Source organism: Trueperaceae bacterium, from assembly GCA_031581195.1.
In the GTDB taxonomy this organism is placed as follows: Bacteria; Deinococcota; Deinococci; order Deinococcales; family Trueperaceae; genus SLSQ01.
On the sequence record JAVLCF010000019.1, the window covers coordinates 1 to 25,460 of the forward strand.

The following is a 25,460-nucleotide window of genomic DNA, read 5'->3' on the forward strand; positions in this document are numbered from 1 at the left end:
CGCGGACACCCCGCTCGCGCACCCGCCGGTGGCGCGGTAGCATCCGCGCATGGCGCGCAGTTGGTTGATGAAGAGCGAACCGTACGTCTACAGCTACGACGACCTCGAGGCGGAGGGCCGCACCCTCTGGGACGGCATCCGCAACTACCAGGCGCGGAACTTCATGCGCGACGAGATGCGGATCGGCGACCGGGTGCTGTACTACCACTCGAACGTCCAACCGCCCGGCGTCGCCGGCCTCGCGGAGGTCGCCAGCGAGCCGTACCCCGACCCGACGCAGTTCGACGAGGCCAGCCCCTACTTCGACGCCAAGAGCACCCGCGACGCCCCGCGCTGGATGCTGGTCGACGTCACGCCCGTCCGGAAGTTGCCGCGCCTCGTGACGCTCGCGGAGATGCGCGAGGAGGCGGCGCTCGCCGACCTGCCGCTGCTGCGTCGCGGCAACCGCCTGAGCATCATGCCGGTCGCCGACGCCGAAGTCGACGTCATCCTGGCGATGGCCGAACGCCCCGCCCCCGACGGCGACGACGGCGCCTGAAGCCCCCCGACCTCCGCCCCCCGCGCCCGCCCGGGGGGCCGCCGCAACCCCGTGCGTGACGCGACGTGCGGCCGGAACGCCCCCCGGTCTGGTAGGTTTTCGGGCATGAGCGAACGCCGGACCCGGATCCTGGCCTTGGTCGCCGAGGCGTACATCGAGCGCGCCACGCCGGTCCCGTCCTCCTGGATCGCCGACCGGCTCGGCGTGTCCGGAGCGACCGTCCGCAGCGAGTTCGCGGCGCTCGAGGAGGCCGGCCTCCTGGCGCAACCGCACACCTCCGCCGGCCGCCTCCCCACCGCGGAGGGCTTCCGCCGCTACGCCGGCGCGCTGTTGCCCCCCCGGCCGCTCGCGCCGTCCCTCCGCCAGCGACTCGCGGCGCACCTCGCGGCGCTGCACGGGCGGGCGCTGCTGGACGGCGTCGCCGCCACCGCCTCGGACCTGGCGGGCTACGCCGTCGTCCTGGAGCTCCCCGCCGACCCGGACGTCCGCGCCCTCGAGGTGCACCTCAGTCCGCTGTCCAGCGGCCGGCTGTTGGCGGTCGCCGTCCTCGAGAACGGCCTGACGCGCGACGCGCTCGTCCCGATCGACCCCGCCCCGTCGACCGACGTGCTCGACGAAACCGAACGCCTGGTGCGCGACCTGGCGCTGCCGCTGCCGGCGATGCCCGACGCCCTCCGCGCCCGCGCCCGCAGCGTCGGGGACGGCATCCGCCGGACGCTGGACGCGTTGGCGGACGCGTGGCCCACCCTGCACGAGACCGAGATCGTGTCGCGCGGCCTCTCGCGCCTGTTCGACGAACCCGAATCCGCCGACCCCGGCTTCCTGCGGCGCGCCACGCGGCGCCTCGAGCGCGGCGGGCGGGACGCGCCCGAGGGGGCGTCCGACGACGCCGGTCCCCTCGCGCTGGGCTACGACGAGGACGTCGCCCTCGTCCATACCGACGTGCCCCTCCACCACGGCCCCGGACGCCTGACCCTCGTCGGGCCGGCCCGCATGCGCTACGCCGAAGCGTTCAGCGCGGCGCAGGGCGTCCGCCGCGCGCTGCACGCCGCCGCGGAGGCGGCGTGAGCGCCGCCACCCCCCCGGCCGACGCGGGCGCGACGCCCGACGTCGCGGTGGAGGTGCGCTTCTTCGCGCAACTCCGGACCGCGACCGGCGTCGGCGACACCCGCGTCACGCTCCCCGCCGGCGCGACCGTCCGGCAGCTCGCCGACCACCTCGAAGCGACGTACGACGGCCTCCGCCTCACCGGCAGCATGTGCGCCGTCGACGAGGCCTACGCGGCCCCCGACACGCCGCTCGAGGGCGGCGAGACCGTCGCCTTCCTCCCGCCCGTCTCCGGCGGCTGAGCCGCCGCACGGCCCCGCGCCCGCCGGGGCGGGCGCGTCCGTCACCGCCGGCCCCCGCCGCGCGTGACACCGTGAAGGTCGGACCCGCCGCGCCCGCGGCGCGCGAGGAGGAACGATGCCCCCCACCCATCCCCCGTCCCGCCGTGCCACGCGCGCACGCCCCACGCGCGCACGCCCCACGACCGCCCGGGCCGCGGGCGCGCTCCGCGCCACGCTTGCCGTCGTCCTGAGCGCGGCGCTCGCCGGGCCGGTCGCCGCCCAACCGGCGACCGACGCCCCGACGGACCCCGCGACCGACGCCGTCGTCCTGCGCTACGACCGCACGCGCGAAGCGCTGGACGACGCGCTCGCCGCGACGCCGGGCGACCCGGACGCCGCCACCACCGCCCTCGAGCGCGCCCGGACGGCGCTCGGGACCCTCGCGATCGACGCCGACGCGCCCCTGCTCGCGTCCGCCGACGCCGTCACCGGCGCCGCGACCGCCGCCGCCGACGCGGGGAACGCCGCCGACCTGGCGGTGCACGTCGCGGCGCTGCGCGGCGCCGCCGGCCGCCTCCTCTACGAATCCGGGCTCGCCGCCCGCGTGCGCGGCGACGCCGGCGCCGCCGACGCCCGCCTCCGCACCGTCCTCCGCGACGTCGGGCTCGACGCCGACGCGGTCCTCCCCGCCGACGACGCGTCGGTCCGGACGGTGCGGCGCGCGGTGGAGGCCGCCCTCGCCGACGACCTCGCGGCCCGCCTGTCGGCGTGGCCGCCCGCCGGCGGGGTCGCCGACGCCTACCGCGTCCTCGCCGAAACGTACGGCGCGTCGCTCCTGCTGCACGACGCCCCCGACCTGCCCCGCGACCCGACCGACGCCTTCCTCGAGGCCGCCGAAGCCTGGGTCGGCGGCGACGCGGACCGCGCCCGCGCCCGCACCCGCGACCTGGCGGACGCCTTCACCACCCTCGCCACCGCCGCCCGCACCGACGCGCCGCCGGAAGGTGCGGCGGCCCCCACCGACGCGGCGTCCCCCGCCGCCCCGAGCGAAGCCGTCGCCACGAGCCTGGCGCGCTACGGCCTCCCCGACGACGAACGCGCGCGCCTGGCGATGCACGTCCGCGAGCGCGGCGCGGACTCCGTCGACGCCCTCGCCGACGGCGTCGCGACCGCCCTCGCGCGGGCGCACGGCGCCTGGCGGGCCGGCGACGTCGAGGGCGGCCGCACCCACCTCCGGACCGCTGCCGCCCGGTACGACCGGGACCTCGGCCCGGTCGTGGTCGCCGCCCGCCCCGCCCTCGACGCGTCGCTCCGCGCCGCGTTCGACCGCGCCGCCCGCACGCCGGCCCCCCGCCCCGCCGACGCCGCCGACCTCGCCTACGCCGTCGCGACCCTCCCGGACCGCCTGGCCGGCGCCCCCGCCGCGCCGCTGCCCGCGGTCCGCACCACCGCCCAAACCACCCTCGCCGGGACCGCACGGCCGGCGGTCGAGGTGGGGCTCGGCGTGCTGGCGCTCCTGGCGGTCGTCGCCCCCCTCGCCGCGCGCGGCGCGCGCGGGCGCGGCGCGCTGGCGGTGGGTCTGGCCTTCTGGCTGGCGCCCGTCGTCCTGCGCGGCGTGGCGGCGGGCCTCGCCTGGCTCGCGCCCGACGTCGCGCGCGACGTCGCGCCCTGGTTGGCGCCGTTCGATCCCGCCCACCACGACGCCGGCCTGATCGCCTACGCCGTCCTCGCGTTGCTCGGGACGGTCCTCGTGGCGCGCGGCGTCGCCGCGAACGGCGGCCGCCGCGGCCCCGTCGTTCGGGAGACCCGCGCGTCGTGAACGGAGTGCGGGTCCTGCCCGACGTGGCCGCCACCCGCACCTTCGCCGGGGAGGTCGCCGCCCGCCTCCCGGCGGGCGCCCTCCTGCTCCTGGACGGGCCGCTGGGGGCGGGCAAGACGACGTTCGTGGCCGCCCTCGTCGAGGCGCTCGGCGGCCCGGACCGCGCCGCCAGCCCGACGTACACGCTCGTGCACGAGTACCCGACGCCGGACGGCGTCGTCGTGCACGTCGACGCCTACCGCCTCGACGGCGCGGCGGCGCTGAACGAGCTCGGCCTGGACGCGTACCTCGACCGCGCCCGACTGGTCGCGGTCGAGTGGGGCGGCGTCCTGGCCGACGCCTACCCCGAGGCGTGGCGCCTCACCCTCGCGCGCCCGGGCGGCGCCGACGCCGCCCGGCACGCCACCCTGACCGCCCCCGCCGGGTAGCCTCGGCGGCGTGCGCCTCCACCTCGGCCTCGACACGTCCGGCCCCCACCTCGCCGTCGCCCTCGCGGACGCCGACGGCACCCCCGTCGCGCGACGGAGCGACGACGTGGGGCGCGCTCACGCCCGACGGATCGTCCCGACCCTCGAGGCGCTCCTCGCCGACGTCGGGGCGGCGCGCAGCGACCTGGTCGCCGTCACGGTCGGCGTCGGGCCGGGGTCGTACACCGGCCTCCGCGTGGGGGTCGCCACCGCCCGCGGGCTGGCGCTCGGGCTCGGCGTGCCGCTGGGCGGCGCGAGCTCGCTCGCGCCGGTCGCGTGGGCGGCGTTGGCGCCCGGCGAGATCGGCGTCGTCGTGCGCGACGCCCGCCGCGGCCAGGTGTACGCCGCCACGTACGCACGCACCGGCGACGCCCTGATCGAGCGCGCGCCGGCCGCCAAACGCCCCCGCGACGCGGTCGCGGCCGAGCACGCGGACGCCCGCTGGCTCGAGGACGTCGCGCCCGACGCGACGTGGCTGGCGACCCGCCCGCCGGGCGGCGCGCCCCCCGACCCCGCCTACCTCTGACGCCGCCGCGGCCGGGCGGCGCCGTGCGGTAGACTCCCGGGACGCTCGGTCGCGCGCGCAGCGGCGTCCGACCCGAGCCCCCACCCTTCGCGCCGCACGCCCGTGCGGCGGTTTGGAGCGCAGATGTTCAGACCCTGGCAAGAGATCGGCGTCGACCTCGGGACCGCCACCGTCCTGATCTACGTCAAGGGGCAGGGCATCCTGCTGCGCGAACCCTCGGTGATCGCGATGGTGCGCGACACCGGCGAGGTGAAGGCGGTCGGCGACGACGCGTACGCCATGCTGGGCCGCACCCCCGGCAACATCACCGCGGAACGCCCCATGCGCGACGGCGTGATCGCCGACTACGACCTCACCGAGAAGATGCTGCAGGCGTTCGTCCGCAAGGTCGTGACCGGCCCGGGCCGGTTCTACCGGCCGCACGTGATGGTGTGCGTCCCGTCCGGCGTCACCGAGGTCGAACGGCGCGCGGTGCTGCAAGCCACCCGCGAGGTCGGCGCCCGCAAGGCGTTTTTGATCGAGGAGCCGCTCGCCGCGGCGATCGGGGCGGGCGTCGAGATCGCGGAACCGAGCGGCTCGATGATCGTCGACATCGGGGGCGGAACGACCGACGTCGCCGTCATCAGCCTCGGGGGGATCGTCGTCAGCGAATCGTTGCGCGTCGCCGGCAACGAGTTCGACGCGGCGATCACGAAGTACGTGCGGCACAAGGAAAACCTCCTGATCGGCGACCGGACGGCGGAGGAGATCAAGCGGACGTTGGGGTCCGCGATGCTGATCGAGGGCGAACCGGACGACACCCTCGAGGTGCGCGGGCGCGACCTGGTCAACGGCCTCCCCAAGACCGTCACGGTCCGTTCGTCCGACACCGTCGAGGCGCTGGAGGAACCGATCCAGAAGATCGCCGACGGCGTCCGGCAGGTGCTCGAGGCCTCCCCCCCGGAGCTCGTGAGCGACGTCATCGACCGCGGCATCATCATGACGGGGGGCGGCTCGTTGTTGCGGAACTTCGACGAGTTGCTGCGCCGCACGACCGGCATCCCGGTCGTCGTCGCGGAGAACGCGACCGACGCCGTCGCGCTCGGAACCGGACGCGCGCTGGACATGGTGCACGTCCTCGAGGACGCCCTCATCTCCGACAACTTCCTCCGGCGCTGAGGGCCCCGGTGCGGACCGCTCGCGGACCCGCTCGGCGCGCTCGTGCGGCCGCATGCGCGCTGCTCTGCGCCGCGGCCGGGCTCGTCCCCGCCGTCGCGCAGGGGACCGGCGACCTGCCGCTCGCCGACGTCGCCCCCGGCCTCGAGGGGTACGCCCTGACCGAGGGGGCGGACGGCGTGCGCCGCATGGACGTCCGCGTCGTCGCGGTGCAGGCCCCCGACGGGCCCGGCTTCCCGCTCCTCCTGGTGCGGGTCGGCGGCGCGTTCGTCGAGGCGGTCGGCGGGGTCGCGGCCGGCATGAGCGGCAGTCCCGTGTACCTCGAGGTGGACGGCGAGGCGCGCCTCGCCGGCGCCATCGGCTACGCCTTCCCCGACACCGACCACCGCCTCGCCCTCGTGACCCCCATCGCCGAGATGCGCGCCCTGTCGGACGGCGCGCCCGACGACGCCGCCTCCGCCTCCGCACCGGCCCGCCTCGCGACGCCCGTCCTCGTGCAGGGCGCCTCCCCCCGCGCCGTCGCGCACCTCCGCCCGGCGTTCGCGCGGGCCGGGCTCGACGTGATGGCCGGGACGCCCGCCGGGGCGCCCGGTGCCGCCCCACGGCGGCTGCAGGACGACGGAACCGGGGCCTCCCCGCGCGACGCGGCGCCCGCCCCCCTCGCCCCGGGCGACGCGGTGGGCGTCGCGCTGGCCCACGGCGACCTCACGATCGCCGCGCTCGGGACCGTCACCGACGTGCAGGGGGACGACCTGCTGCTGCTGGGGCACCCGCTGCTGCGCAGCGGCCCGACCGACCTGACGGTCGTGCCCGCCGACGTGACCGCCATCGTGCCGAGCCGCACGCTGCCGTACAAGCTCGCCAACCTCGCGCCCACCCCCGCCGCGCGCGCGGTGCGCGACGGCGCGGCCGGCCTCCTCGCGCGGGCCTCGACGGCGCCCGCCGGCATCCCCACGTCGGTGCGCGTCGACACCCCCGCGGGTGCGACGACACTGCGCACGCACGTCCCCGCGCACCCCGACCTGGCGCCGGCCGTCGTGGCGGCGGTCGTGCAGATGGCGGTCGACGGCGTCCGCGACCGCGTCGCGGGCGGCAGCGCCGACCTCGCGTGGGAGATCGCCTTCGAGGACGGCGACCCGGTCCGGTTCGTCGAGCAACGTCGCGACGATGCCGACCTCGGGACCGCCGTCGCGCAGCTCGCCGCCGCGCCCGTCGACCTGCTGCTCGACAACCCGTTCCGCGCGCCGACCCTCGCGCGCCTCTCGTTGGTCGTCACCACCCACCCGGAACCGCGCGACGTCGAGGTCGTCGAGGTGGCGCTCGAGCGCCCCTCCGCCCCCCCGGGCGGCGCCGTCCCCGCGTTCGTGCGGCTGCAACCGTGGCGGAGCGACGCCGACGTCCGGACCCTCTCCGTTCCCCTCCCCGACGACGTCGAGCCGGGCCCGCTGGAGCTGACGATCCGCGGGGCGTCGGTGCCCGACCCGCGCCGCGACGACCGACCCGACGCGCCCCGCGACCCCCTCCGCCAAGCGATCAGCGACCTCCCCCCGATCCTCTCCTGGGCGGAACTGCTCGCTGCCCTCGAGAACCGCCCGCAGGCGCGGGAGGTCGTCGTCGAGATCCCCGGCCCCGACCGCCCCCGCCGCCTCGCCCGCTTCGCGACCGACGGCGTCGCGACCGGCGTGCGGCACGTCACCGTCCAGGTGACGTCGCCCACCGACGCGGCGTCCGCGACCGACGCGGACCCGACCGAGGAGGCGACCCCGTGAGGGACCCCGTCCCCACCGACGTCCTCGCCCAGGCGCTCGGCGCGACGCTCGAGGGCGACGTCCGGACCGCGGTCGGCCTCGCGCCGGCCGGCGCGCCGGAGGCCGGCCGCATCGTCGTCTGCAGCGACGAGGGCGCCCTCGCCGCGACCCTCGCGGCGGACGGCGCGACGGCGCTCGCCGCCGTCGTCGTCGACGCCACGACGACCGTTCCCGCCGGCGCCCCGCCGGTCCTCCGCCACCCCGACCCCCGGCGGGCCCTGGCGCACCTCACGCGCCGCTTCGACGCGACCCCCGCCCCGCCGCCGGGGGTCGACGCCGCCGCGCACGTCTCGCCCGACGCGGTCCTGGAGGGCGGCGTCTCGGTCGGGCCGGGCGCCGTGATCGGCGCCGGCGCGCACGTCGGCGCCGGCGCGCGGATCGGGGCGCACGCCGTCGTCGCGGCCGACTGCCACGTCGGGCCGGACGCGGTCCTGCACCCCCACGCCGTGCTGTACCCCGCCACCCGCGTCGGGGCGCGCACCGTGCTGCACGCCGGCGCGGTGCTGGGGGCCGACGGCTTCGGGTACGCCGCCGGCCCCGAAGGCCCGGAGAAGATCCACCACCTGGGGTGGGTCGACGTCGGCGACGACGTGGAGATCGGGGCGGGCACCTGCATCGACCGGGGGACGCTCGGCGCGACCCGGGTCGGCGACGCCAGCAAGATCGACAACCTCTGCCAGATCGGGCACAACGTCCAGATCGGTCGGGGCTGCCTCGTCGCCGGCACGTGCGCGATCGGCGGCAGTTGCGTGCTCGGGGACGGCGTCGTGCTGGGCGGCGGCGTGGGGATCCGCGACCACGTTCGGATCGGGGACGGCGCCCAGGTCGCCGCCCGCGCCGGCGTCTCCAAGGACGTCCCCGCCGGCGAGGCGTGGGGCGGGACGCCGGCCGTCCCGATGCGGGCGTGGGCGCGGGAGCGCTACCTGATCGGCAACCTCGAGGCGATCTGGCGCTTCGTGCGCGCCGCCCGCCGGTCGGACGACGGCGCATGAACGACGCCGCGACCCTGTCCGGCGTCGGCGTGCACGGCGGCCACCCCGCCACCGTGCACCTGCACCGCCGTCCCGGCCCCGTCGCCTTCGCGGTCGGGGGCGTCACGATCCCCGCGACCCTCGCCGCCGTCGCCGACGCCCGCGCCCGGACGGTGCTGGCGACCGACGGGGTGCGCGTCGCGACGGTCGAGCACCTCCTCGCCGCGCTGCACGTCGCGGGCATCTGGTCGGACCTGCTCGTCGAGGTCGACGGTCCCGAACTCCCGATCCTCGACGGGTCCGCCGGCCCGTGGCGCGACGCGCTCGCCGACCTCGCGGCCCGCGCGCCGTTCCCGCCGCCCCCCACCCCGCTCGCGCCGCCGGAGGGCGGCGTGCGCGCGGCGGACGGCGGCGGGCACGCCGACCTCGCGTCCGGCGCGACGCACCTCGACGTGCGCATCCACTTCGACCACCCCGCCGTCGGGACGCAGGCGTGGGCGGGCGGCCCGGCGGCGTGGGGGGACCTGCTGGACGCCCGCACGTTCGGCTTCACCGCCGACGCCGACGCGCTCCGCGCCGCCGGCCTCGCCGCCGGCGCGTCGGAGGCGAATGCTATTCTCTTCGGCGACGATGCCGCGCCGGCCCTCCGCCGTCCCGACGAACCCGTCCGCCACAAGGCGCTGGACGCGCTCGGGGACCTCTACCTGCTCGGCCGGCCGTTCGCCGGCCGCCTTCGCGTGACGCGCGGCGGGCACGCCCTCCACCACGCCCTCGCCCGCGCCCTGGCCGCCGCCGGAGCCTTCGCCGACGCCCCCCACGACGCCCCCACCCACCCCGCACCGGGGGCGGCGTGAGCCGCCCCGGCGCACGCGCCACCCGCGTCGCGGTGATCGGGGTCGGGGTGATGGGCCGCCACCACGCCCGGAACTACCTGGCGTTGCCCGGCGCCGACCTCGTCGCCGTCGTCGATCCCGACCCGGACGCGAGGGCGCGCGCCGAACGCGAGTTCGGGGTGCCCGCCCACCCCGACGTCGCGACGTTGCTCGCCGCGACGCCGGTCGACGCCGCCAGCGTCGTCGCGCCCACCCGCCACCACTACGCCCTCACCGACGCCCTGATGGCGGCCGGCGTGCACGTCCTCGTCGAGAAGCCGGTCACCGCCGACGTCGCGGAAGCGGAGGCGCTCGTGCGGCGCTCGCGCGACCTGGGGGTCGTGCTGCAGGTCGGGCACATCACCCGCTTCTTCCGCGCCGTGCGGTTGCTGCAGGAGCGCGTCGAGGCGCCCTACCTCGTCGAGGCGCGCCGCCTTGCGCAGCAGGCCCGCATCACCGACGTCGGGGTGGTGCTGGACCTGATGATCCACGACATCGACATCGTCCTCGGCCTCGTCGGCGCGGAGTTGCGCGAGGCGACGGTGTCCGGCTTCACGCTGAGCGACGACCAGGTCGGCGAGGACGTCGCGGCCGCGCAACTGACGTTCGCGAACGGCGCCGTCGCGCGCCTCCTGGCGTCCCGCGTCGCGCCCGACGCGGAACGCACCCTCGTCGTCGCGGAACGCGACCGGACGTTCCGCGTCGATTTCCTGCGCGAGCCGCACACCGAGATCGCCGTCTACCGCTCGCGCCCCGACGCGACCGGCGACACGCACGTCCGCAGCGACCTGCAGGTCGTCGCGGAGGACAACCCCCTCCGCGAAGAGCTCGCGCACTTCCTGGCGCGCCTCGGGGGGGACGTCGCCCCGATCGGGACGCTCGAGGACGACCTACGAAGCCTCCGGGTCGCCACCGACCTGCTGGGCCGCCTCGACGCGACCGGCGCGCCGCACGACCCGGGCGCGGCGGCCGCCGTCGTCGCGGGGCCCGCCACCGACCCTGGGGTACGCTGAGCGCGTGAACGACGACCCGCGCGCGGTGCTGCCGCACCGCTACCCGTTCCTGCTCGTCGACCGCCTCGTGTCCCAGGAGGGCGACGACTTCGTCGCGAAGAAGAACGTGACGATCAACGAACCGTTCTTCGTCGGGCACTTCCCCGCCGAACCGGTGATGCCGGGCGTGCTCATCCTCGAGGCGCTCGCGCAGGCCGCGGCGTTGGGGTTGGCCGCCCGCGAGGGGTTCGAGGGTGGGGAGGTCGGTTACTTCGCCGGCATCGACGAGGCCCGCTTCCGCCGCAAGGTCGTGCCGGGCGACGTGCTGGACCTGACCGGCACCATCACCGCCTTCCGGCGGGGGGTCGCCCGCGTCGACGCGCGCGCCCACGTCGACGGGGAGACCGCCGCCGACGCCAAGCTCTCCTTCGTCTACCGCCCCTGACGCGATGGCGGACGTCCACCCGAGCGCCGTGGTGGACCCCGTCGCCCGCCTCGCGGCGGGCGTCGTGGTGGGGCCCTTCTGCGTCGTCGAGGCGGACGTCGTCGTCGAGGCCGGCGCCCGGCTGCTGCCCGGCACCGTCCTCCTGAACGGCGTGCGGGTCGGGCCCCGCGCCGTGCTGGGCCCGTACGCCGCGCTGGGGGGCGCCCCGATGGACGACGCCTTCGCGGGCGAACGCAGCGAGGTGCGGCTCGGTGCGGACGTGCAGGTGCGCGACTTCGCCAGCATCCACCGCGCCAGCACGCCGGGCGGCGCGACGCACGTCGGCGACGGGACCCTCGTCATGAGTTACGCGCACGTCTCGCACGACGCGCGGGTCGGGCGGGGCGTGACGTTGACGACCACCGTCCAGCTCGGCGGGTACACCGAAGTCCACGACCACGCGGTGCTCGGCGCGGGGGCGATGGTGCACCAGTACACCCGCGTCGGGGCGTACGCGATGGTGGGCGCCGACAGCGCCGTCAACCGCGACGTCCTGCCGTACACGCTGGCGCGCGGCAGCATGGCGGAACACTTCCGCCTCAACGGCGTCGGCCTCACCCGGCACGGCATCGACGGCGACCGCTACCGCGCCCTCGAGGCCGCCGTCCGGGCGTTGCGGCGCCGCGACGAGGACGCCTTCCACGCGCTGGCCGACGCGTCGCCGGACGTCGAGCGGCTGCGCACCTTCCGGGCCGCCAGCCGCCGCGGCCTCGCCCGCTTCCGAGGCCGCCGGTGAGCGACCCCGCCGCACGGCGGGCGACCGACCGCGAGGTCGTGCTGGTCAGCAACGGCCCCGGCGAACTGCTGACCTGGACGAAGCCGGTCCTCGACGCGCTGCGGGCGCGCGACCCGGACGTCGCGATCCGCATCGCGTTGATCCCCTGCCAGTTCGCGTCGGGCCGCGAAGCGGAGATCGCGGCGACGTTCGGGGCGGACGCCGTCACGACCCCCGCGCAGTTCGCGCGGAGCGTCCCCACCGGCCGCGCACCCGCCGGCCTCGGAGCGGCCCGCGGCGTGGTGCTGCAGCTCGGGGGCGGCGTGCAGCACGCCGCGGCGCTCGCCGCCCGGCTGGGGCACCCGCTCCACCGGTACGCGTTCACCGCCCACCGGCACCGCCGCGTCGTCCGCCTCTACGTCCCCGACGCCCGCACCGCCCGCCGGGCGGTGCGGCGCGGGACCCCCGCGGCGCGCGTGGAGGTCGCCGGGAACCTGGTTGCCGACGTCCTGCAGGACACGCCGCCCGCACCGGACGCGGGCGCGCCGCACCTGCTGGTGATGCCGGGCAGCCGCGACGCCTTCGCGCGGGTCCTGATCCCGCTGTTCCTCGCCGTCGTCGACGCCCTCGCGCCGACGCGTCCGGACGCGCGGTTCGTGTGGCCGGTCAGCCGCATGCTGTCCGACGCCGCGATCCGCGACGGCGTCGCGGGCGTCGAGAAGGACGTCCTGGGCGGCGTGGCCGGGCGCCGCAACGGCGACGTCGTCGTCACGCCGTCCGGCGCGCGCGTCGAGATGGTGCCCGAAACCGCGCGGCACCCGCACCTGCGGGCGGCCGACCTGGCGCTCACGATCCCCGGGACGAACACCCTCGAGCTGGGGGTGGCGGGCGTCCCGGCGTTGGTGGTGCTGCCCATGAACGCGCCCGAACGGATTCCGCTCGAGGGCGCCGGGCACTGGTTGGGGCTGCTGCCGTGGATCGGTCCGCCGCTCAAGCGGGCGGCGGTCCGCACGTTCGTCGAGCGCCTCGACCAACCGGTGTCGCTCCCGAACCGCATCGCGGACGACGCACCCTTCGAGGAGGTCGCGGGCCTCGTCGACGCTTGCGATCTCGCCCGCCGCCTCGATGCGCTCCTGGCCGACGCAGGTGACCTGGCGCACCGTCGCGCCCGCCTCGCCGCCACCATGCCGCGGCCCGGCGCCGCGGGAATCGTCGCCGACCGCGTCCTCGCGGCGTTGGGCGGGCCGGCGTGAACGCCGGGCGCGTGCTGGCGCCCTACGGCGCCCCCGGCTGGGCGGGCGCCGCCGCCGCCGCCGGGAGCGGCGTGCTGCGCGTCGCGGTCGTCCCCGCGTTCGTCCCGCCCCTCCTCGACCGCGTGATCATCGGGGGCGACCTCGCGGCGTTGCCCCGCGTCCTCGCCGTCACCGGCCTCGTGGCGGTCGCCGCGTCCCTCGCGTTGGCGCTGCAGGACGCCCTCCTCGCGCGGGCCGGCGCGCGCCTCGCCGCCGACCGCCGGGAGGCGGTCTACCGCCGCCTCCTCGCGCGCCCCCCCGGGCGCCTGCCCGGCACGTCCGGCGGCCTCGCCGGCCGCCTCCCGGCGGACCTGCGCGAGATCGAGCTGTACCACCAGGCCGGCCTGGGGACGCTCGTCGCGGAATCGACCGCCATCCTCGTCGTCCTGGCCCTCCTCGCGTGGCGCGACCCGGTCGCCACCACCGCGCTCGTCGCGTTGGGGGTCCCGATCGGCCTGCTGATGCAGCGGCTCGGGCGCCGCCTCCGGCGCCAAGCGACCCGCGCGCAGGCCGGCACCGAAGCGGTCGCCGCCGACCTCCAGGAGGGGCTCCGCCACCACGCGGTCGCGCGCGCGTTCGGGGCGGAGGCGTTCCTGCTGCGCCGCTTCGCGCGCGCCAACGCCGCGACGCGCGCGGCGGGGGCGCGCCGCGGGGCGTGGGCGGCGCTGCAGGTCCCCGCCAGCCAAGTGGCGGTGTTCGTCGCCCTCGCGGTCCTCGTCTCGCTGCTCGCGGGCCGCGCGGCGGCGGGCGCGCTGAGCGTCGGGCAGGTCGCGGAGTACCTGACCCTCGTCGCGCTGCTCGCCAACCCCGCGCAACTGCTGCCCCGCGGCTACGCGATGGCGGTGCAGGCGCGGGCGGCGGACGCCCGCCTACGGGACCTCGAGACGGACGACGCCCCCACCCGGGACGCCCCCACCCCGCCGGACGACGCCGGGCCCGCCGCCCGCGACGCGGCGCGCGACGGCCTCACCCTCGAGGACGTCTGGCTCCGCCGCGACGGCGGGCCCTGGCTGCTGCGCGGCGCGTCGGTCGCGCTCCCCGCCACCGGCCTCGTGGCGGTCACCGGCGCGAGCGGTGCCGGCAAATCCAGCCTCGTCGCCGCCCTCCTCGGTTTCCTGCCCCCCGAACGGGGCCGCCTCCTCTGGGCGGGCGCGCCGCTCGCCCCCCGCGCGCACGTCGCCTGGGTCCCGCAATCGATGGACCTGCTGCGCGGCAGCCTCCGCGACAACCTGACGTTGGGGGCGGCGTACGACGACGCGGCGGTCCACGCGGCGCTCGCGGCGGTCGGGATGGACGCCCTCGTCGCCGCCCGCCCCGGGGGGCTCGACGGGGAGCTGGCGGAGGACGGTGCGGGCCTGTCGGGGGGGCAACGCCAACGCCTGGCGGTCGCCCGCGCGCTCCTGCGCGAACCGCGCCTGCTGGTGCTCGACGAACCCAGTGCGGCGTTGGACGCCGCGTCGGAGGCGGCGCTCGTCGCGACCCTCGCGCACGAGGCGACGCGGCGCCTGGTCCTCGTCGTCGCGCACCGCGACGCCGTGACGGCCGCCGCCGACACGGTGCTGCACCTCGCGGACGGGCACCTCGCGCCCGCTCCGCCGGCGGGGACCGCGTGACGCGCGAGCCGGCCGGCGGCGCGCGCGCCCTGTACGACGACGTCGCGCTGTACGAGCTGCTGCACGGCGGCTACCGCGACGACCTGGCGTTCTACCGCGACGTCGCCCTCGACCACCCCGGCGTGGGGCTGGAAATCGGCGCGGGCGCGGCCCGCGTCACGCCCGACCTGGCGCGCCTCGCGGAGCACGTCGTCGCGGTGGAGCCGGCCGCCGCGATGCGGGCCGCGGGCGCCGCCCGCCTGACGGAGCGCGGTCTCGACGCCCACGTCACCTGGCGGGCGGAGCCGCTCGGCGAGGGCGACCCCCCCGCCGGCGGACCGTTCGCGTGGGTCGCCGCGCCCTTCCACGTCCTGAACGAGGTGCCGCCCCCCGACGCGCAGGACCGCCTGCTGCACGCGGTCCGCGCGGCGCTCGCCGACGACGGCGTGTTCGCCTTCGACGCGTTCGCGCCGCCCGGCGACGTCGCGGACGGCGTCCCGGTCCTGGAGGTCGACGAGGACCGGCCGGACGGACGCCACGTGAGCGCTTGGCGCGTCCGACGCTACGACGCGATCGAGCAGCACCTCACCAGTTCGTGGCTCGTGGACGTCACCGACCCCGACGGGCGGGTCGCGCGGCGGCACGCGACGCTGCACCAGTGGGCGTGGCACCGCTTCGAACTCGTGCGCGCCCTCCGCGCCGCCGGCTTCGCTCGGGTGCGGCTGTTCGGGGATTTCGACCGCCGTCCGGTCGGCGCGGACCTCGTGCGCTTCGTCGGGCTCGCGCGCCCCTGACGGGGCGTCAGTCCGCTTCGAGGACGGCCGCCGCCGCCCCGGTCGCCGCGCCGTACGGAACGTCGAGGCCGACCTCGCGCAGGGCCGCCTCGAGCGTCCCGGCGAGACCCAACGCGTCGTACGCGTCGGCGTGCCCCAGCAGCGACGGGCGGATCAGGAACCCCTTGGCGTCGTCCTGCCCGCCGGCGATCCGCACGCCGCGGCGCGCGAACGCAGCGACGACGTCCGGCGCGGCGGTGCCGTCCGGCACCCGGAGCGCCGCCACCGCCGGGCTGGGTCGCTCCGCGAACGCCGTCAGGCCGGCCGCCTCGCCGGCGGCCAGCAACGCCCGCGCGAGGCGGGCGCGGCGCGCCCAGAGCGCCTCGACGCCGTCGGCCAGCAACACCGGGCGGACCGCGGCGAGGCCGGCGACGAGGGCCACGGCGGGCGTCGTGCGGGTCCGGCCGGCCTTCTGTGCCTCGAGTTCGCCGTGCACGTCGAGCGCCACGCTACGCGGCGGGTCGGGCGGGGCGGCCCGCACCCGGTCGGACAACCACACGAACCCCAGCCCGGGGGGCAACAGCACGCCCTTCTGCGAGCCCGCCACGAACGCGTCGAGGCCCCACCCCTCCGGACGGAGCTCCGACACCCCGAAGCTGGTGACGGCGTCGACGACGATGCGGACGTGCGGCGCGACGGCGCGGACGGCGGCGGCCTGCGCCGCGACGTCGTGCAACGCCCCGGTACTGGTCTCGCTGTGCACGAGCGTCACCGCGCCCACCGCGTCGCCCGCCGCGGCGACGGCGTCCGCGAGCGCGTCGGGGGCGACGCTCGCCCCCCACGGCGCGGTGACGTCGACCACCGGATGCCCGTGCGTCCGCGCCACCGTCGCCCAGCGCGCCCCGAACTTGCCGGCGTGCGCCGCGACGACCGTCACGCCGCGCGGGACCGTCGCGAGGAACGCCGCCTCGAAGGCGGTGGTGCCGTTGCCGCTCAGGATCGCGACGTCGCCACCGGGAAGCGCCGCGAGGTCGGCGAGGACCTCGCGGGCCTCCACGAGCTGCGTCGCGAAGGCGTCGCTACGGTGGTGCAGCGGGGGGCGCGCCATCGCCTGCAGCACCTGCGGGGGGACCTCCACCGGGCCGGGCGCCGCGAGGCGGCTCTTGACCGGCTTCACAGGCGCACCAACCGAAGGCTTCGGATGACGTCGGTCTGGTCCCGCAACGCGTCGAGGGTCGGCGCCTCCGGCGCGTCGTCGAGGGTGAGTGCGAACATCGCCAGGCCGTCCTCCCCGACGCGACTGAGTTGCATCCCGACGATGTTGACGCCGGCGTCCCCGAGCAGCGTCCCGACCCGCCCGACGGCGCCGGGCCGGTCGACGTTCGTGCAGATCAACATCGCGGGGGCGGGCTTGATCTCGATCGAGAAGTCGTCCACCTGGGTGATGCGCGGCGTGCCCCCGAGCACCGTCCCGGCGACCGACGCGGTGCCCTCCGGCCCGCGGGCCGTGACGCGCACGAGGCGCGTGTAGCCGTTCCCCGCCGCCGCGATGGTGGTCCCGACCCGCACGTCCCGGTCGCGGGCGATGGCGCCGGCGTTGACGTAGTTCGGGGGGTCGCTGAGGAACGGCTCCAGGAACCCCTTCGTGACCGCCGTCGCGATCGGGGCGGGGTCGCGGGGGAACTCGCCGGCCAACTCCACCCCGAGCTCGTGCACGCGGCCGGGCAGCAGCTGCCCGACCGTCGCGCCGAGCACCTCGCCCAGCTCGAGGTACGGCCCCAACTCGCGCAGGACGTCGCTCGACAGGGCCGGCGCGTTCACGACGCCGCGGCCGTACTCCCCGCGGAGCGCCTGGACGGTGCGCTCGACGATCTCCGCCCCGATGCGGGCCTGCGCTTCGCGGGTGTTCGCGCCGAGGTGCGCGGTGTGCACCACGTCGTCGCGCTGCACCAGCGGGTGGTCGTCGGGGGGCGGCTCGTCGCGGAAGACGTCGAGGCCGGCGGCGAACACGTGGCCGGCGTCCAGCGCGTCGGCGAGGGCGGCCTCCTGCACGATCCCGCCGCGTGCGGCGTTGACGACGATCGCACCGCGCGGCAGCGTCGCGAGCTCGTCGGGTCCGATCATGCCGTCGGTCTCCTCGGTGAGGGGCGTGTGCACCGTGAGGGCGTCGCTGCGCGCGAGCAGGTCGGGCAGCGCCTCGATCAGCTCCACCTGCAGCCGCTCCGCGCGTTGTGGCGCGACGTACGGGTCGTACGCCGCGACCTCCATCCCGAGCGCGGCGGCGCGGGTCGCGACGAGCGACCCGATGCGCCCGAGCCCCACGATGCCCAGGCGGGCGCCCTTGATCTCGCGCCCGAGGAACGTCCGGTCCCACGTCCCGTCGCGGATCGCGCGGTCGCTGCGCCCCACGCCACGCGCCGCGGCCAACAACAACGCCAGCGCGAGCTCCGCGGCGGAGACGTTGTTCGCCTCGGGGGCGTTGAGGACCACCACCCCCCGGCGGCTGGCGGCGTCGAGGTCGATGTTGTCGACCCCGACCCCGCCGCGCCCGACGACCTTCAGGCGGGGTGCGGCGGCGAGCAGGGCGTCGTCCACCTGCGTCCGGGAGCGCGTCACGAGCGCGTCGTACCCCCCGATCACGTCCAGCAGTTCGTCGCGGGGGATGCCCGCGCGGTCGACGACCTCGACGTCGTCGTACGCGGGCGTGCCCAACTGAATCGTGTCGGTGACCAGGAGCCGCAGCATGCCGGGGAGGATAGCAGGGTCGCGTCCGCCGACGCTCACGGCGTCGCGCGTCAGATGACCTGCCGCAGGCCGACCGCCTCCACCCGCCGCGCGAGCTCCTCGCGGAGGCGCGCCGCCCACGGGGCGCGCAGGTCCGGGTCCGCCTCCAGCATGGCGCGCGCCAGGTCGCGGGCGCGTTCGATCAGGTCCCCGTCGCGCGTCAGGTCCCCCAGCTCCAGGTCGGGGAGGCCCGACTGGCGGGTCCCGCGCAGCTCCCCGGGGCCCCGCAGTTCCAAATCCTTTTCGCTGATGACGAACCCGTCGGCGTGCTTCGCGACGACCTCGAGGCGTTCGCGGGTCGCGCGCGACGCGTCGCCCGTCACGAGGATGCAGTGGCTCTCCGCCGCCCCGCGCCCGACCCGCCCGCGCAGCTGATGGAGTTGCGCGAGGCCGAAGCGTTCGGCGTTCTCGATCACCATCACGCTGGCGTTGGGGACGTCCACGCCGACCTCCACGACCGTCGTCGAGACCAACACGTCCACCTCGTGCGCGCGGAACCGGTCCATGACGGCGTCCTTCTCCGGCCCGCTCATGCGGCCGTGCAGCAGGTCGACGCGGACCCGTTCGGGCAGCAGCTGCCGCAGGTCGTCCGCCATCTCCGTGGCGGAGACGACCTCCTGCATCGTCTCCGCCTCGCTCCGTTCGATCAACGGCGCGACGACGAACGCCTGCCGGCCGGCGTCGATCTGCTCGACGACGCGGCGGTAGACGTCGCGCCGCTTCTTCGCGGCGACCAGGTCGGTCCGCACCGGCGTCCGCCCGGGCGGCAGTTCGTCCACGACGCTCAGGTCGAGGTCGCCGTACAGCGTCAGGGCCAAACTGCGGGGGATCGGCGTGGCGGACATCACCAGCACGTCGGGCAGGTCGCGCAACAACGCGCGGCGTTGCTCCACCCCGAAGCGGTGCTCCTCGTCGATCACGGCGAGCCCCAGGTCGCGGAACGTCACGCCCTCCTGGATGAGGGCGTGCGTCCCGACCGCGAGGTCCACCTGCCCCGACGCGATGCGGGCGCGCACCTCGCGCCGGTCCGCCGCGCCGTGCGCGCCGGTCAGCAGGTCGAGCGTCACGCCGAGCGGCCGCAGGTACCCGGCGAGGTTGTCGAAGTGCTGCCGCGCCAGGATCTCGGTGGGCGCCATCACCGCCACCTGCCGGCCGGCCCGGACCGCCGCCCACGCGGCGGCGGCAGCGACCGCGGTCTTGCCGCTCCCGACGTCGCCCTGCAGGAGGCGCGCCATCTGGCGGGGGCGCGCCATGTCCGCGAGGATCTCCTCGCGCACCCGTTTCTGCGCGCCCGTCAACGCGAACGGGAGCGCCGCGTCGAAGGTCGTCACGTCGCTCGCGGCGACCTCCGTCGCGCGGCCGTCCTCCGCGGCGAGGCGGGTGCGGAGCACCCGCAGCTCGAGGAACAGGAACTCGTCGAAGCGCAGGCGGCGGAGCGCCGCGGCGAGCGCGGCTTCGTCGTCGGGGAAGTGCACCGCGCGCAACGCGACGTCGAGCGGCACGAGGTCCTCGCGCTCGAGGACGCGGCGGGGCAGGTGGTCGGGCAGCGTCGGGAGCGCCTCCAGGAGGGCGTGCACCGCGCGGCGAACGTAGTCCTGCGAGATCCCGCGGGGCGTGCGGTACAGCCCGACGATGCGGCCGCTGCTGAGGCCCGCTTCGCCCTCGAGCACCTCGTGGTGTTCGGCGTGCAGCTCGCGGGTCCGCCCGCGCTCCTTGATGCGTCCGGTGACGATGACGCGGCGGCCGGGGAACAGCTGGCCCTCGAGCCACGGCTGGTTGAACCAGACGACCGTCACCTTCGCGCCGCGTTCGTCCTCGAGAAAGCCGCGCAGGACGTGCAGGCCGCGCCGCGAACGCACGCCCTTGCGGCCCACGAGGGTGCCGAGGACGGTGGCCTGCTCGCGCCCCTCGAGCGACGCGAAGTCGGGGAGGGCGCGGCGGTCCTCGTAGCGGCCGGGCCAGGTGTGCAGCAGGTCGCGGTGGCGTTCGATGCCCATCTCCGCGAGGCGGCGGGGGGCCTGCGCAGCGAGGCCGATCTCCACCTCGCCGAGCGCCGCATCGAGCAGCTCGCGGACCGGGGGGAGCGCCGCGCGGCGTTCGGCCCGCTCCCGCGCCCGGCGTTCCGCCGCGCGCGCCTCCTGCTCCGCCTCGCGCGCCTCGCGCTTCGCGGCGTCGGCGGCGTCGGCGGCGTCGAGGTGCGCGAGCGCCGCGTCGAGCTTCGCGGCGCGCGCGTCCGGGTCCAGGTCGCGGTACCCCGCGAGGAGGGCGCGGACGTCGGCGAAGGGCGCACCGACCGTCGCGAGGAGGTTCTCGAGTCCGCCGACGACGGCGTCGTCGCGGCAGCCACCGCGCCGCTCGCGTTCGAGCGGCCCGCGGAGGCGGCGGCGGAGGTCGGGCACGTCCGGCACGGGGCACGATACCGCCGGCGGTCCCCCGACCGGGAGGCGTGCGCGATGCGTACCCCCCCGCGCGCACGGTCGGCTAGCATGCGCGCAACGCGATCGTGGTTCGTCGAACCGCACCGCCCCGCGGGCGGGCGCCGTGGCCGTGCCGGTCCGGGCCCCCTCCCGGGGGTGCGGGGGGACGCGAACCCGGTCCGTCCCGGGCGCGCCACGCCCCGGGGGAAGGAGACGCATGTTGCGACACGTCTTGGCTTGGTCGGTGGTCCTGGGGTTCGGTCTGGGGGCCGCCCAGGGCGAACTCGAGATCTTCTCCTGGTGGGCGGGGGACGAAGGGCCCGCCCTGGAGGCCCTCATCGAGCTGTACGAGGTGGACCACCCCGACACCGAGGTGATCAACGCGACCGTGACGGGCGGGTCCGGCGTGAACGCCCGCGCGGTGCTGAAGACCCGCATGCTGGGCGGCGACCCGCCCGACAGCTTCCAGGTGCACGCCGGCGAGGAACTCATCGGGACCTGGGTCGCGGCGGACCGCATGGAGGACCTCACGCCGATCTTCGAGCGCGAGGGCTTCCTGGACGCCTTCCCGGCGGACCTGATCGAGCTCATTTCGACCGACGAGGGGATCTGGAGCGTTCCGGTGAACATCCACCGCTCCAACGTCCTGTGGTTCGATCCCGACCGCCTCGACGAGTGGGGCGTGAGCGTCCCCAACGGGTGGGGCGAGTTCATCGACGAGACCTGTCCCGCGCTCGAGGACCAGGGCGTGACGCCGCTCGTGGTCGGGGAGAACTGGACGATTCAGCACCTGTGGGAAAGCGTCGCGCTCGCCGAGCTCGGCAACGACGACTACACCGCCCTGTTCGAGGGGGACCTGGCGTGGACCGACCTGCGCGTCGTCGCGGCGTGGGAAACGTTCGGGGACGTCATGGCGTGCACGAACGACGACGCCTCGGGCCTCAGTTGGCAGCAGGCCACCGACCGGATCGTGTCCGGGGAGGCGGCCTTCAACGTCATGGGCGACTGGGCCGCGGGCTACAAGGTCACGACCCTCGGGCTGGAGCCGGGCACCGACTTCGGCTGGGCCGCCAGCCCCGGCACCGACGGCACCTTCATGCTGCTCTCCGACTCGTTCGGCCTGCCGGTCGGCGCACCCAACCGCGCCGAAGCGATCCAGTGGCTCGAGCTGGTCGGTTCGCAGGAGGGCCAGGACGCCTTCAACCCGCTGAAGGGCTCGATCAGCCCGCGCCTCGACAGCGACCTGTCGCTGTACAACGCCTACCTCCGGTCCGCCGCGGAGGACTTCGCGGGCGACGCGAAGGTCGGCAGCCTGGTGCACGGCACCGCGGCGAAGGAGGCGTTCATGAGCGAGTTCGCGACCGTGATGGAGATCTTCCTCTCCACCGGCTCCGCGGACGCCGCCGCGAACGCCGCGCAGGCCGTCGCGACGCAGGTCGGCCTGGGCGAGTAAGCTCCGCTCGCGCACGGGGGAGGCCGTCCGGCCTCCCCCACCCCTATTTCGCCGTTCGACCGATTTCGCTGCGCGCGTCCGACCTCGGACGCTCGACCCGGCACGCCCGACCCGGCACGCCCGACCCGGCACGCCCGACGTCGCCCACCCCCCGCCGTCCCCCGCTCCCGCCCGAGGAGGCCCATGCGCACCAACGACCGCCTCGTCGCCTTCCTGATGCTGCTGCCGTCGCTCGTGCTGTTGTCGATCTTCGTTTACGGCTTCATCGGGCGGACGGCGTGGGTGTCGCTGACGAACTGGGGGGCCGACGCCAGCCAAGCGTTGGCGTTGAACCCCGAACTGGCGTTCGTCGGCTTCGAGAACTACCGGAAGTTGTTCACCGGCCTGATCGACGTCCGCTTCCGGCAGGACCTCGTCAACACCTTCTTCTTCACGGTGTTCTTCCTGCTCGGGACGCTCGGACTGGGCCTGGGGCTGGCGATCCTGCTGGACCAGAAGGTCCGCTTCGAGGCGGTCTTCCGCACGATCTTCCTGTTCCCCTTCGCCCTCGCCTTCATCGTGACGGGCACCGTCTGGCGCTGGATGCTGCAGCCGGCGGGCGGCGTGAACGTCCTGCCGGAGCTGGTGGGGCTCCCCGCCCTCGAGCTTCGCTGGTTGACGACCCGCGAACAGATCTGGCAGTTCGATTGGAATACCGTCCCCGCCTACCTCGCCGGGACCGCCGCGGCGTTCTTCGCGTACGCCGCATGGCGCGCGTGGCGCGACCGCCGGCGCGTCCGCGCCGGCGTCCACGGCGCGGTCACGGTCGGGCTGCTGGGGTGGGCCCTGAGCGGCACGCCGGGCGTGACGCTGCTGCCCTACCCGGAGCCGCACGGCTTCAACGTCGCCTTCGTCGGGATCGTCGTCGCCGCGGTCTGGCAGTTGTCGGGCTACACGATGGCGCTCTACCTGGCGGGCCTGCGGGGCGTCCCCGAGGACCTTCGCGAAGCGGCGCGGGTCGACGGGGCGTCGGAGTTCGGGGTGTACCGCCACGTCGTCCTGCCGCTGTTGGGGCCGATCACGCTGTCGGCGATGATCATCCTGGGGCACATCAGCCTGAAGATCTTCGACCTGATCTGGGCGATGGCGGGGGCGGACAACGCCACGACCGACGTGCCGGCGTTGCTGATGTACCTGCGTAGCTTCCGCGCGAACCGCTTCGCGGAGGGCGCCGCGATCGCGATGGTGCTGCTGATCATGGTGGCGCTCGTGATCGTGCCGTACCTGCGCAGCAGCCTCAAGGGCGAGGTACGGCGGTGAGCGTCGCGACGCGGGACGCCGGCCTCGACCTGGGGCGCCGCCGGTCCGGCGGACGCCGCGGGCGCTTCCGTTGGGTGATCTACGCGCTGCTGCTGCTGGCGACGGCGTTCTACCTGTTGCCGGTCTACCTGGTGGTCGTGACGGCCCTCAAGGAGCCGGCCGAAATCACGCTGGCGGACACCTGGCGGCTGCCGGAGACGTGGAATTGGGGCAGTTTCGTGACCGCGTGGGAGGCGTTCGCCCCGACGTTGCGCAACAGCCTCGTCCTGGCGGTGAGCGCGACGGCGGGCTCGGCGTTGTTGGGGTCGTTGAACGGCTACGTGTTGTCGAAGTGGCGGTTCCCGGGGGCGAACGTCGTGTTTCCGTTGATGCTCTTCGGGATGTTCATCCCCTACCAGGCGATCCTGATCCCGTTGTTCCAGTTCCTGCGCGACGTGGGGTTGTACGGCGACCTGTCGGGCCTGATCCTGACGCACGTCGTGTACGGCCTCCCGATCACGACGTTGATCTTCCGCAACTTCTACGCCGAGATCCCCGACGAGATGCTGGACGCCGCGAAGATCGACGGGGCGGGCTTCTTCGGGATCTACGCCCGCATCCTCTTCCCGTTGAGCGTCTCGGGGTTCGTGGTGGTCGTGATCTGGCAGTTCACGCAGATCTGGAACGAGTTCCTGTTCGCCGTCACCCTCACGCGGCAGGAGACCCAACCGATCACCGTCGCGCTGGCGAACCTGGCGGGCGGGGAGGCGGTCAACTGGAACCTGCCGATGGCGGGCAGCATCCTGGCGGCGCTCCCGACCCTGTTGATCTACGTGGTGCTGGGCCGCTACTTCATTCGCGGTCTGTTGGCGGGGTCGGTCAAGGGCTGAGCCGCGCCCCTCACCGGTAGGTCGCGCCGTCCCACGTCAGGTGCAGGTCGACGGGACCCTCGCCGTCGACCGCCACGCGGGCGACCCCCCGGTCCAGGTCGAACGGCGCGCGGAACGCCGCCCCGCCCTGCGTGACGTGGAGCTCCGCCGTCCGCGTCGCGTGCGTGCGGGGGGCGGGCGCCCCGTGGAGGGCGTCGAGGCGGAGGACGCCGGCGCCGTACGTGTCGGGCGTCATGATCGTGGGGTCGACGTACGTCGCCGCCTGGAGGCGCGCGAGGACCGCGTCCGGCGCGAGGTCGGGCTCGCGCCCCAACAGCGTCGCGACGGCGCCCGCGACGTGCGGCGCCGCCATGCTGGTCCCGCTCGCGAAGTCGTGGCCGCCGGGGACGGTGCTGAGGATGTCGGCGCCGGGCGCCATCAGGTCGAGGTGGCCCGGCCCCCCGGCGTCGCTCCGGCGGGCGTTCGAGAAGCTGGCGCGCACCCCGTAGCGCGTGGTCGCGCCGACCGCGACGACGCCGTCCGCCGACGCGGGGAACGGCAGGACGCTCCCACCGTCGTTGCCGGCGGCGGCCACGATCACCGCGCCCGTCGCGCGGACCGCGTCGATCTCCGCCTGGAGCAGGTCGGACGTGGTGCCGCCCGAGAGGCTCAGGTTCACGACGTCGGCGGGGTGCGGGTTCGCCGGGAGGCCGTCCACCGGCAGGCCCACCGACCACCGGAGGGCGGTCACGAGGTCGCTGATCCGCGTGGCGCAGCCGGCGTCGGCGTGGAAGACCTTCACGGGAAGGATGCGGGCGTTCGGTGCGACGCCGGCGATCCCGACGCCGTCGTCGGGCGGTGCGGCGACGATGCCGGCGACGTGCGTGCCGTGATCGAGCGGCGGAACGGGCTCGTCGTCTGCGCCGGGATCGTCGTCGATCCCGGCGCAGCCGCCGTCCTCGACGCGGCTGCAGACGTCGAGGCCGGGGAGGAGCGAGGCAACCAGCTCGGGGTGACCGAGGTCGATGGCGCCGTCGATCACCGCGACCGTGACGGGGGCCGCGGGGGGCCCGACCGCCAGCAGGTCGTGCGCGACCCCGACCCCCGCCGCGGACAACGCCCACTGGTCGGCCGCGCGCGGGTCGTCGACGTGGATCGCGGGCGCCACGACCGCGTCGGGGGCGACCCCCACGACGCCGGGCGCCGCCGCCAAGCGCGCGGCGGCCGTCCGCACGGCCCCGCGGGCCGCGTCGGCCTCGAGGACGTGCAGCGTGTCGGTGATCTTTCGGACGTGCGTCCAGGGGGACGGTCGTGCGGTGACGTCGGT

Annotated in this window: 23 protein-coding genes; 19 read left to right on the plus strand and 4 right to left on the minus strand. The window is 76.3% G+C overall.

Annotated features, from left to right (window positions below; all coding sequences use genetic code 11):
* The first annotated feature begins 49 nt into the window (after window positions 1–49).
* The 16 genes from RI554_03015 (at window position 50) to RI554_03090 (ending at window position 15,353) form a co-directional block, all read left to right on the plus strand.
* Window positions 50–538: an EVE domain-containing protein gene (locus tag RI554_03015; protein MDR9390978.1), complete on the plus strand. Its 489-nt coding sequence runs from the start codon at window positions 50–52 to the stop codon at window positions 536–538.
* Window positions 539–643: 105 nt separating this feature from the next.
* On the plus strand, window positions 644–1,606 hold the full coding sequence (locus RI554_03020) for a hypothetical protein (GenBank protein ID MDR9390979.1): 963 nt from the start codon (window positions 644–646) through the stop codon (window positions 1,604–1,606).
* A complete protein-coding gene (locus tag RI554_03025; protein MDR9390980.1) occupies window positions 1,603–1,887 on the plus strand; it encodes a MoaD/ThiS family protein in 285 nt (94 codons plus the stop codon). The genes RI554_03020 and RI554_03025 overlap by 4 nt, the downstream gene beginning before the upstream one ends.
* A 115-nt stretch (window positions 1,888–2,002) precedes the next feature.
* Complete coding sequence (locus tag RI554_03030) at window positions 2,003–3,685, plus strand: hypothetical protein (protein MDR9390981.1); 1,683 nt, start codon at window positions 2,003–2,005, stop codon at window positions 3,683–3,685.
* Window positions 3,682–4,113 (plus strand): tRNA (adenosine(37)-N6)-threonylcarbamoyltransferase complex ATPase subunit type 1 TsaE, encoded by a 432-nt coding sequence (gene tsaE / locus RI554_03035; GenBank protein ID MDR9390982.1) that lies wholly within the window; start codon window positions 3,682–3,684, stop codon window positions 4,111–4,113. The genes RI554_03030 and tsaE overlap by 4 nt, the downstream gene beginning before the upstream one ends.
* A gap of 10 nt (window positions 4,114–4,123) precedes the next feature.
* Entirely contained in the window at window positions 4,124–4,678 is a 555-nt protein-coding gene (gene tsaB / locus RI554_03040; protein MDR9390983.1) for a tRNA (adenosine(37)-N6)-threonylcarbamoyltransferase complex dimerization subunit type 1 TsaB, read from the plus strand.
* A gap of 123 nt (window positions 4,679–4,801) precedes the next feature.
* Entirely contained in the window at window positions 4,802–5,836 is a 1,035-nt protein-coding gene (locus RI554_03045; protein ID MDR9390984.1) for a rod shape-determining protein, read from the plus strand.
* 8 nt (window positions 5,837–5,844) lie between these two features.
* A complete protein-coding gene (locus RI554_03050; protein ID MDR9390985.1) occupies window positions 5,845–7,602 on the plus strand; it encodes a hypothetical protein in 1,758 nt (585 codons plus the stop codon).
* Entirely contained in the window at window positions 7,599–8,633 is a 1,035-nt protein-coding gene (gene lpxD / locus RI554_03055) for a UDP-3-O-(3-hydroxymyristoyl)glucosamine N-acyltransferase (protein MDR9390986.1), read from the plus strand. Before RI554_03050 ends, lpxD begins: the two co-directional genes overlap by 4 nt.
* Window positions 8,630–9,466, plus strand: a complete 837-nt coding sequence (locus RI554_03060; protein MDR9390987.1) for a UDP-3-O-acyl-N-acetylglucosamine deacetylase — start codon at window positions 8,630–8,632, stop codon at window positions 9,464–9,466. Before lpxD ends, RI554_03060 begins: the two co-directional genes overlap by 4 nt.
* On the plus strand, window positions 9,463–10,497 hold the full coding sequence (locus tag RI554_03065) for a Gfo/Idh/MocA family oxidoreductase (protein ID MDR9390988.1): 1,035 nt from the start codon (window positions 9,463–9,465) through the stop codon (window positions 10,495–10,497). The genes RI554_03060 and RI554_03065 overlap by 4 nt, the downstream gene beginning before the upstream one ends.
* Window positions 10,498–10,501: 4 nt before the next feature.
* Window positions 10,502–10,921: a 3-hydroxyacyl-ACP dehydratase FabZ gene (gene fabZ, locus RI554_03070; GenBank protein ID MDR9390989.1), complete on the plus strand. Its 420-nt coding sequence runs from the start codon at window positions 10,502–10,504 to the stop codon at window positions 10,919–10,921.
* A 4-nt stretch (window positions 10,922–10,925) separates the two neighbouring features.
* A complete protein-coding gene (gene lpxA / locus RI554_03075; GenBank protein ID MDR9390990.1) occupies window positions 10,926–11,696 on the plus strand; it encodes an acyl-ACP--UDP-N-acetylglucosamine O-acyltransferase in 771 nt (256 codons plus the stop codon).
* The gene (locus RI554_03080; protein ID MDR9390991.1) at window positions 11,693–12,928 is read left to right on the plus strand and encodes a hypothetical protein; all 1,236 of its coding nucleotides are present in this window, start codon (window positions 11,693–11,695) and stop codon (window positions 12,926–12,928) included. The genes lpxA and RI554_03080 overlap by 4 nt, the downstream gene beginning before the upstream one ends.
* Window positions 12,925–14,580: an ABC transporter ATP-binding protein gene (locus RI554_03085; protein MDR9390992.1), complete on the plus strand. Its 1,656-nt coding sequence runs from the start codon at window positions 12,925–12,927 to the stop codon at window positions 14,578–14,580. The genes RI554_03080 and RI554_03085 overlap by 4 nt, the downstream gene beginning before the upstream one ends.
* Complete coding sequence (locus RI554_03090) at window positions 14,577–15,353, plus strand: hypothetical protein (protein ID MDR9390993.1); 777 nt, start codon at window positions 14,577–14,579, stop codon at window positions 15,351–15,353. The genes RI554_03085 and RI554_03090 overlap by 4 nt, the downstream gene beginning before the upstream one ends.
* Window positions 15,354–15,360: 7 nt before the next feature.
* Here RI554_03090 and RI554_03095 read toward each other — a convergent pair whose 3' ends face one another.
* The 3 genes from RI554_03095 to recG are packed head-to-tail and all read right to left on the minus strand — an operon-like array spanning window position 15,361 to window position 20,524.
* Window positions 15,361–16,509 (minus strand): aminotransferase class V-fold PLP-dependent enzyme, encoded by a 1,149-nt coding sequence (locus RI554_03095; protein ID MDR9390994.1) that lies wholly within the window; start codon window positions 16,507–16,509, stop codon window positions 15,361–15,363.
* Window positions 16,506–18,077: a phosphoglycerate dehydrogenase gene (gene serA, locus RI554_03100; GenBank protein ID MDR9390995.1), complete on the minus strand. Its 1,572-nt coding sequence runs from the start codon at window positions 18,075–18,077 to the stop codon at window positions 16,506–16,508. Before serA ends, RI554_03095 begins: the two co-directional genes overlap by 4 nt.
* A gap of 50 nt (window positions 18,078–18,127) precedes the next feature.
* Window positions 18,128–20,524 (minus strand): ATP-dependent DNA helicase RecG, encoded by a 2,397-nt coding sequence (gene recG / locus RI554_03105; GenBank protein MDR9390996.1) that lies wholly within the window; start codon window positions 20,522–20,524, stop codon window positions 18,128–18,130.
* Between the two features lie 226 nt (window positions 20,525–20,750).
* On the opposite strand from recG, the gene RI554_03110 reads away from it, so the two are divergent.
* The 3 genes from RI554_03110 to RI554_03120 all read left to right on the plus strand — a co-directional run bounded on the left by RI554_03110 (window position 20,751) and on the right by RI554_03120 (window position 24,154).
* Window positions 20,751–21,986 carry an ABC transporter substrate-binding protein gene (locus RI554_03110; protein ID MDR9390997.1) on the plus strand — a complete coding sequence of 412 codons (1,236 nt, stop codon included), beginning with the start codon at window positions 20,751–20,753 and terminating at the stop codon, window positions 21,984–21,986.
* Between the two features lie 183 nt (window positions 21,987–22,169).
* Window positions 22,170–23,285 carry a sugar ABC transporter permease gene (locus tag RI554_03115; GenBank protein MDR9390998.1) on the plus strand — a complete coding sequence of 372 codons (1,116 nt, stop codon included), beginning with the start codon at window positions 22,170–22,172 and terminating at the stop codon, window positions 23,283–23,285.
* Entirely contained in the window at window positions 23,282–24,154 is an 873-nt protein-coding gene (locus RI554_03120; protein ID MDR9390999.1) for a carbohydrate ABC transporter permease, read from the plus strand. Before RI554_03115 ends, RI554_03120 begins: the two co-directional genes overlap by 4 nt.
* 10 nt (window positions 24,155–24,164) lie before the next feature.
* On the opposite strand, the gene RI554_03125 is transcribed toward RI554_03120, so the two are convergent.
* Window positions 24,165–25,460: S8 family serine peptidase (locus RI554_03125; GenBank protein MDR9391000.1), on the minus strand; the 1,296-nt coding region annotated here is incomplete at its 5' end.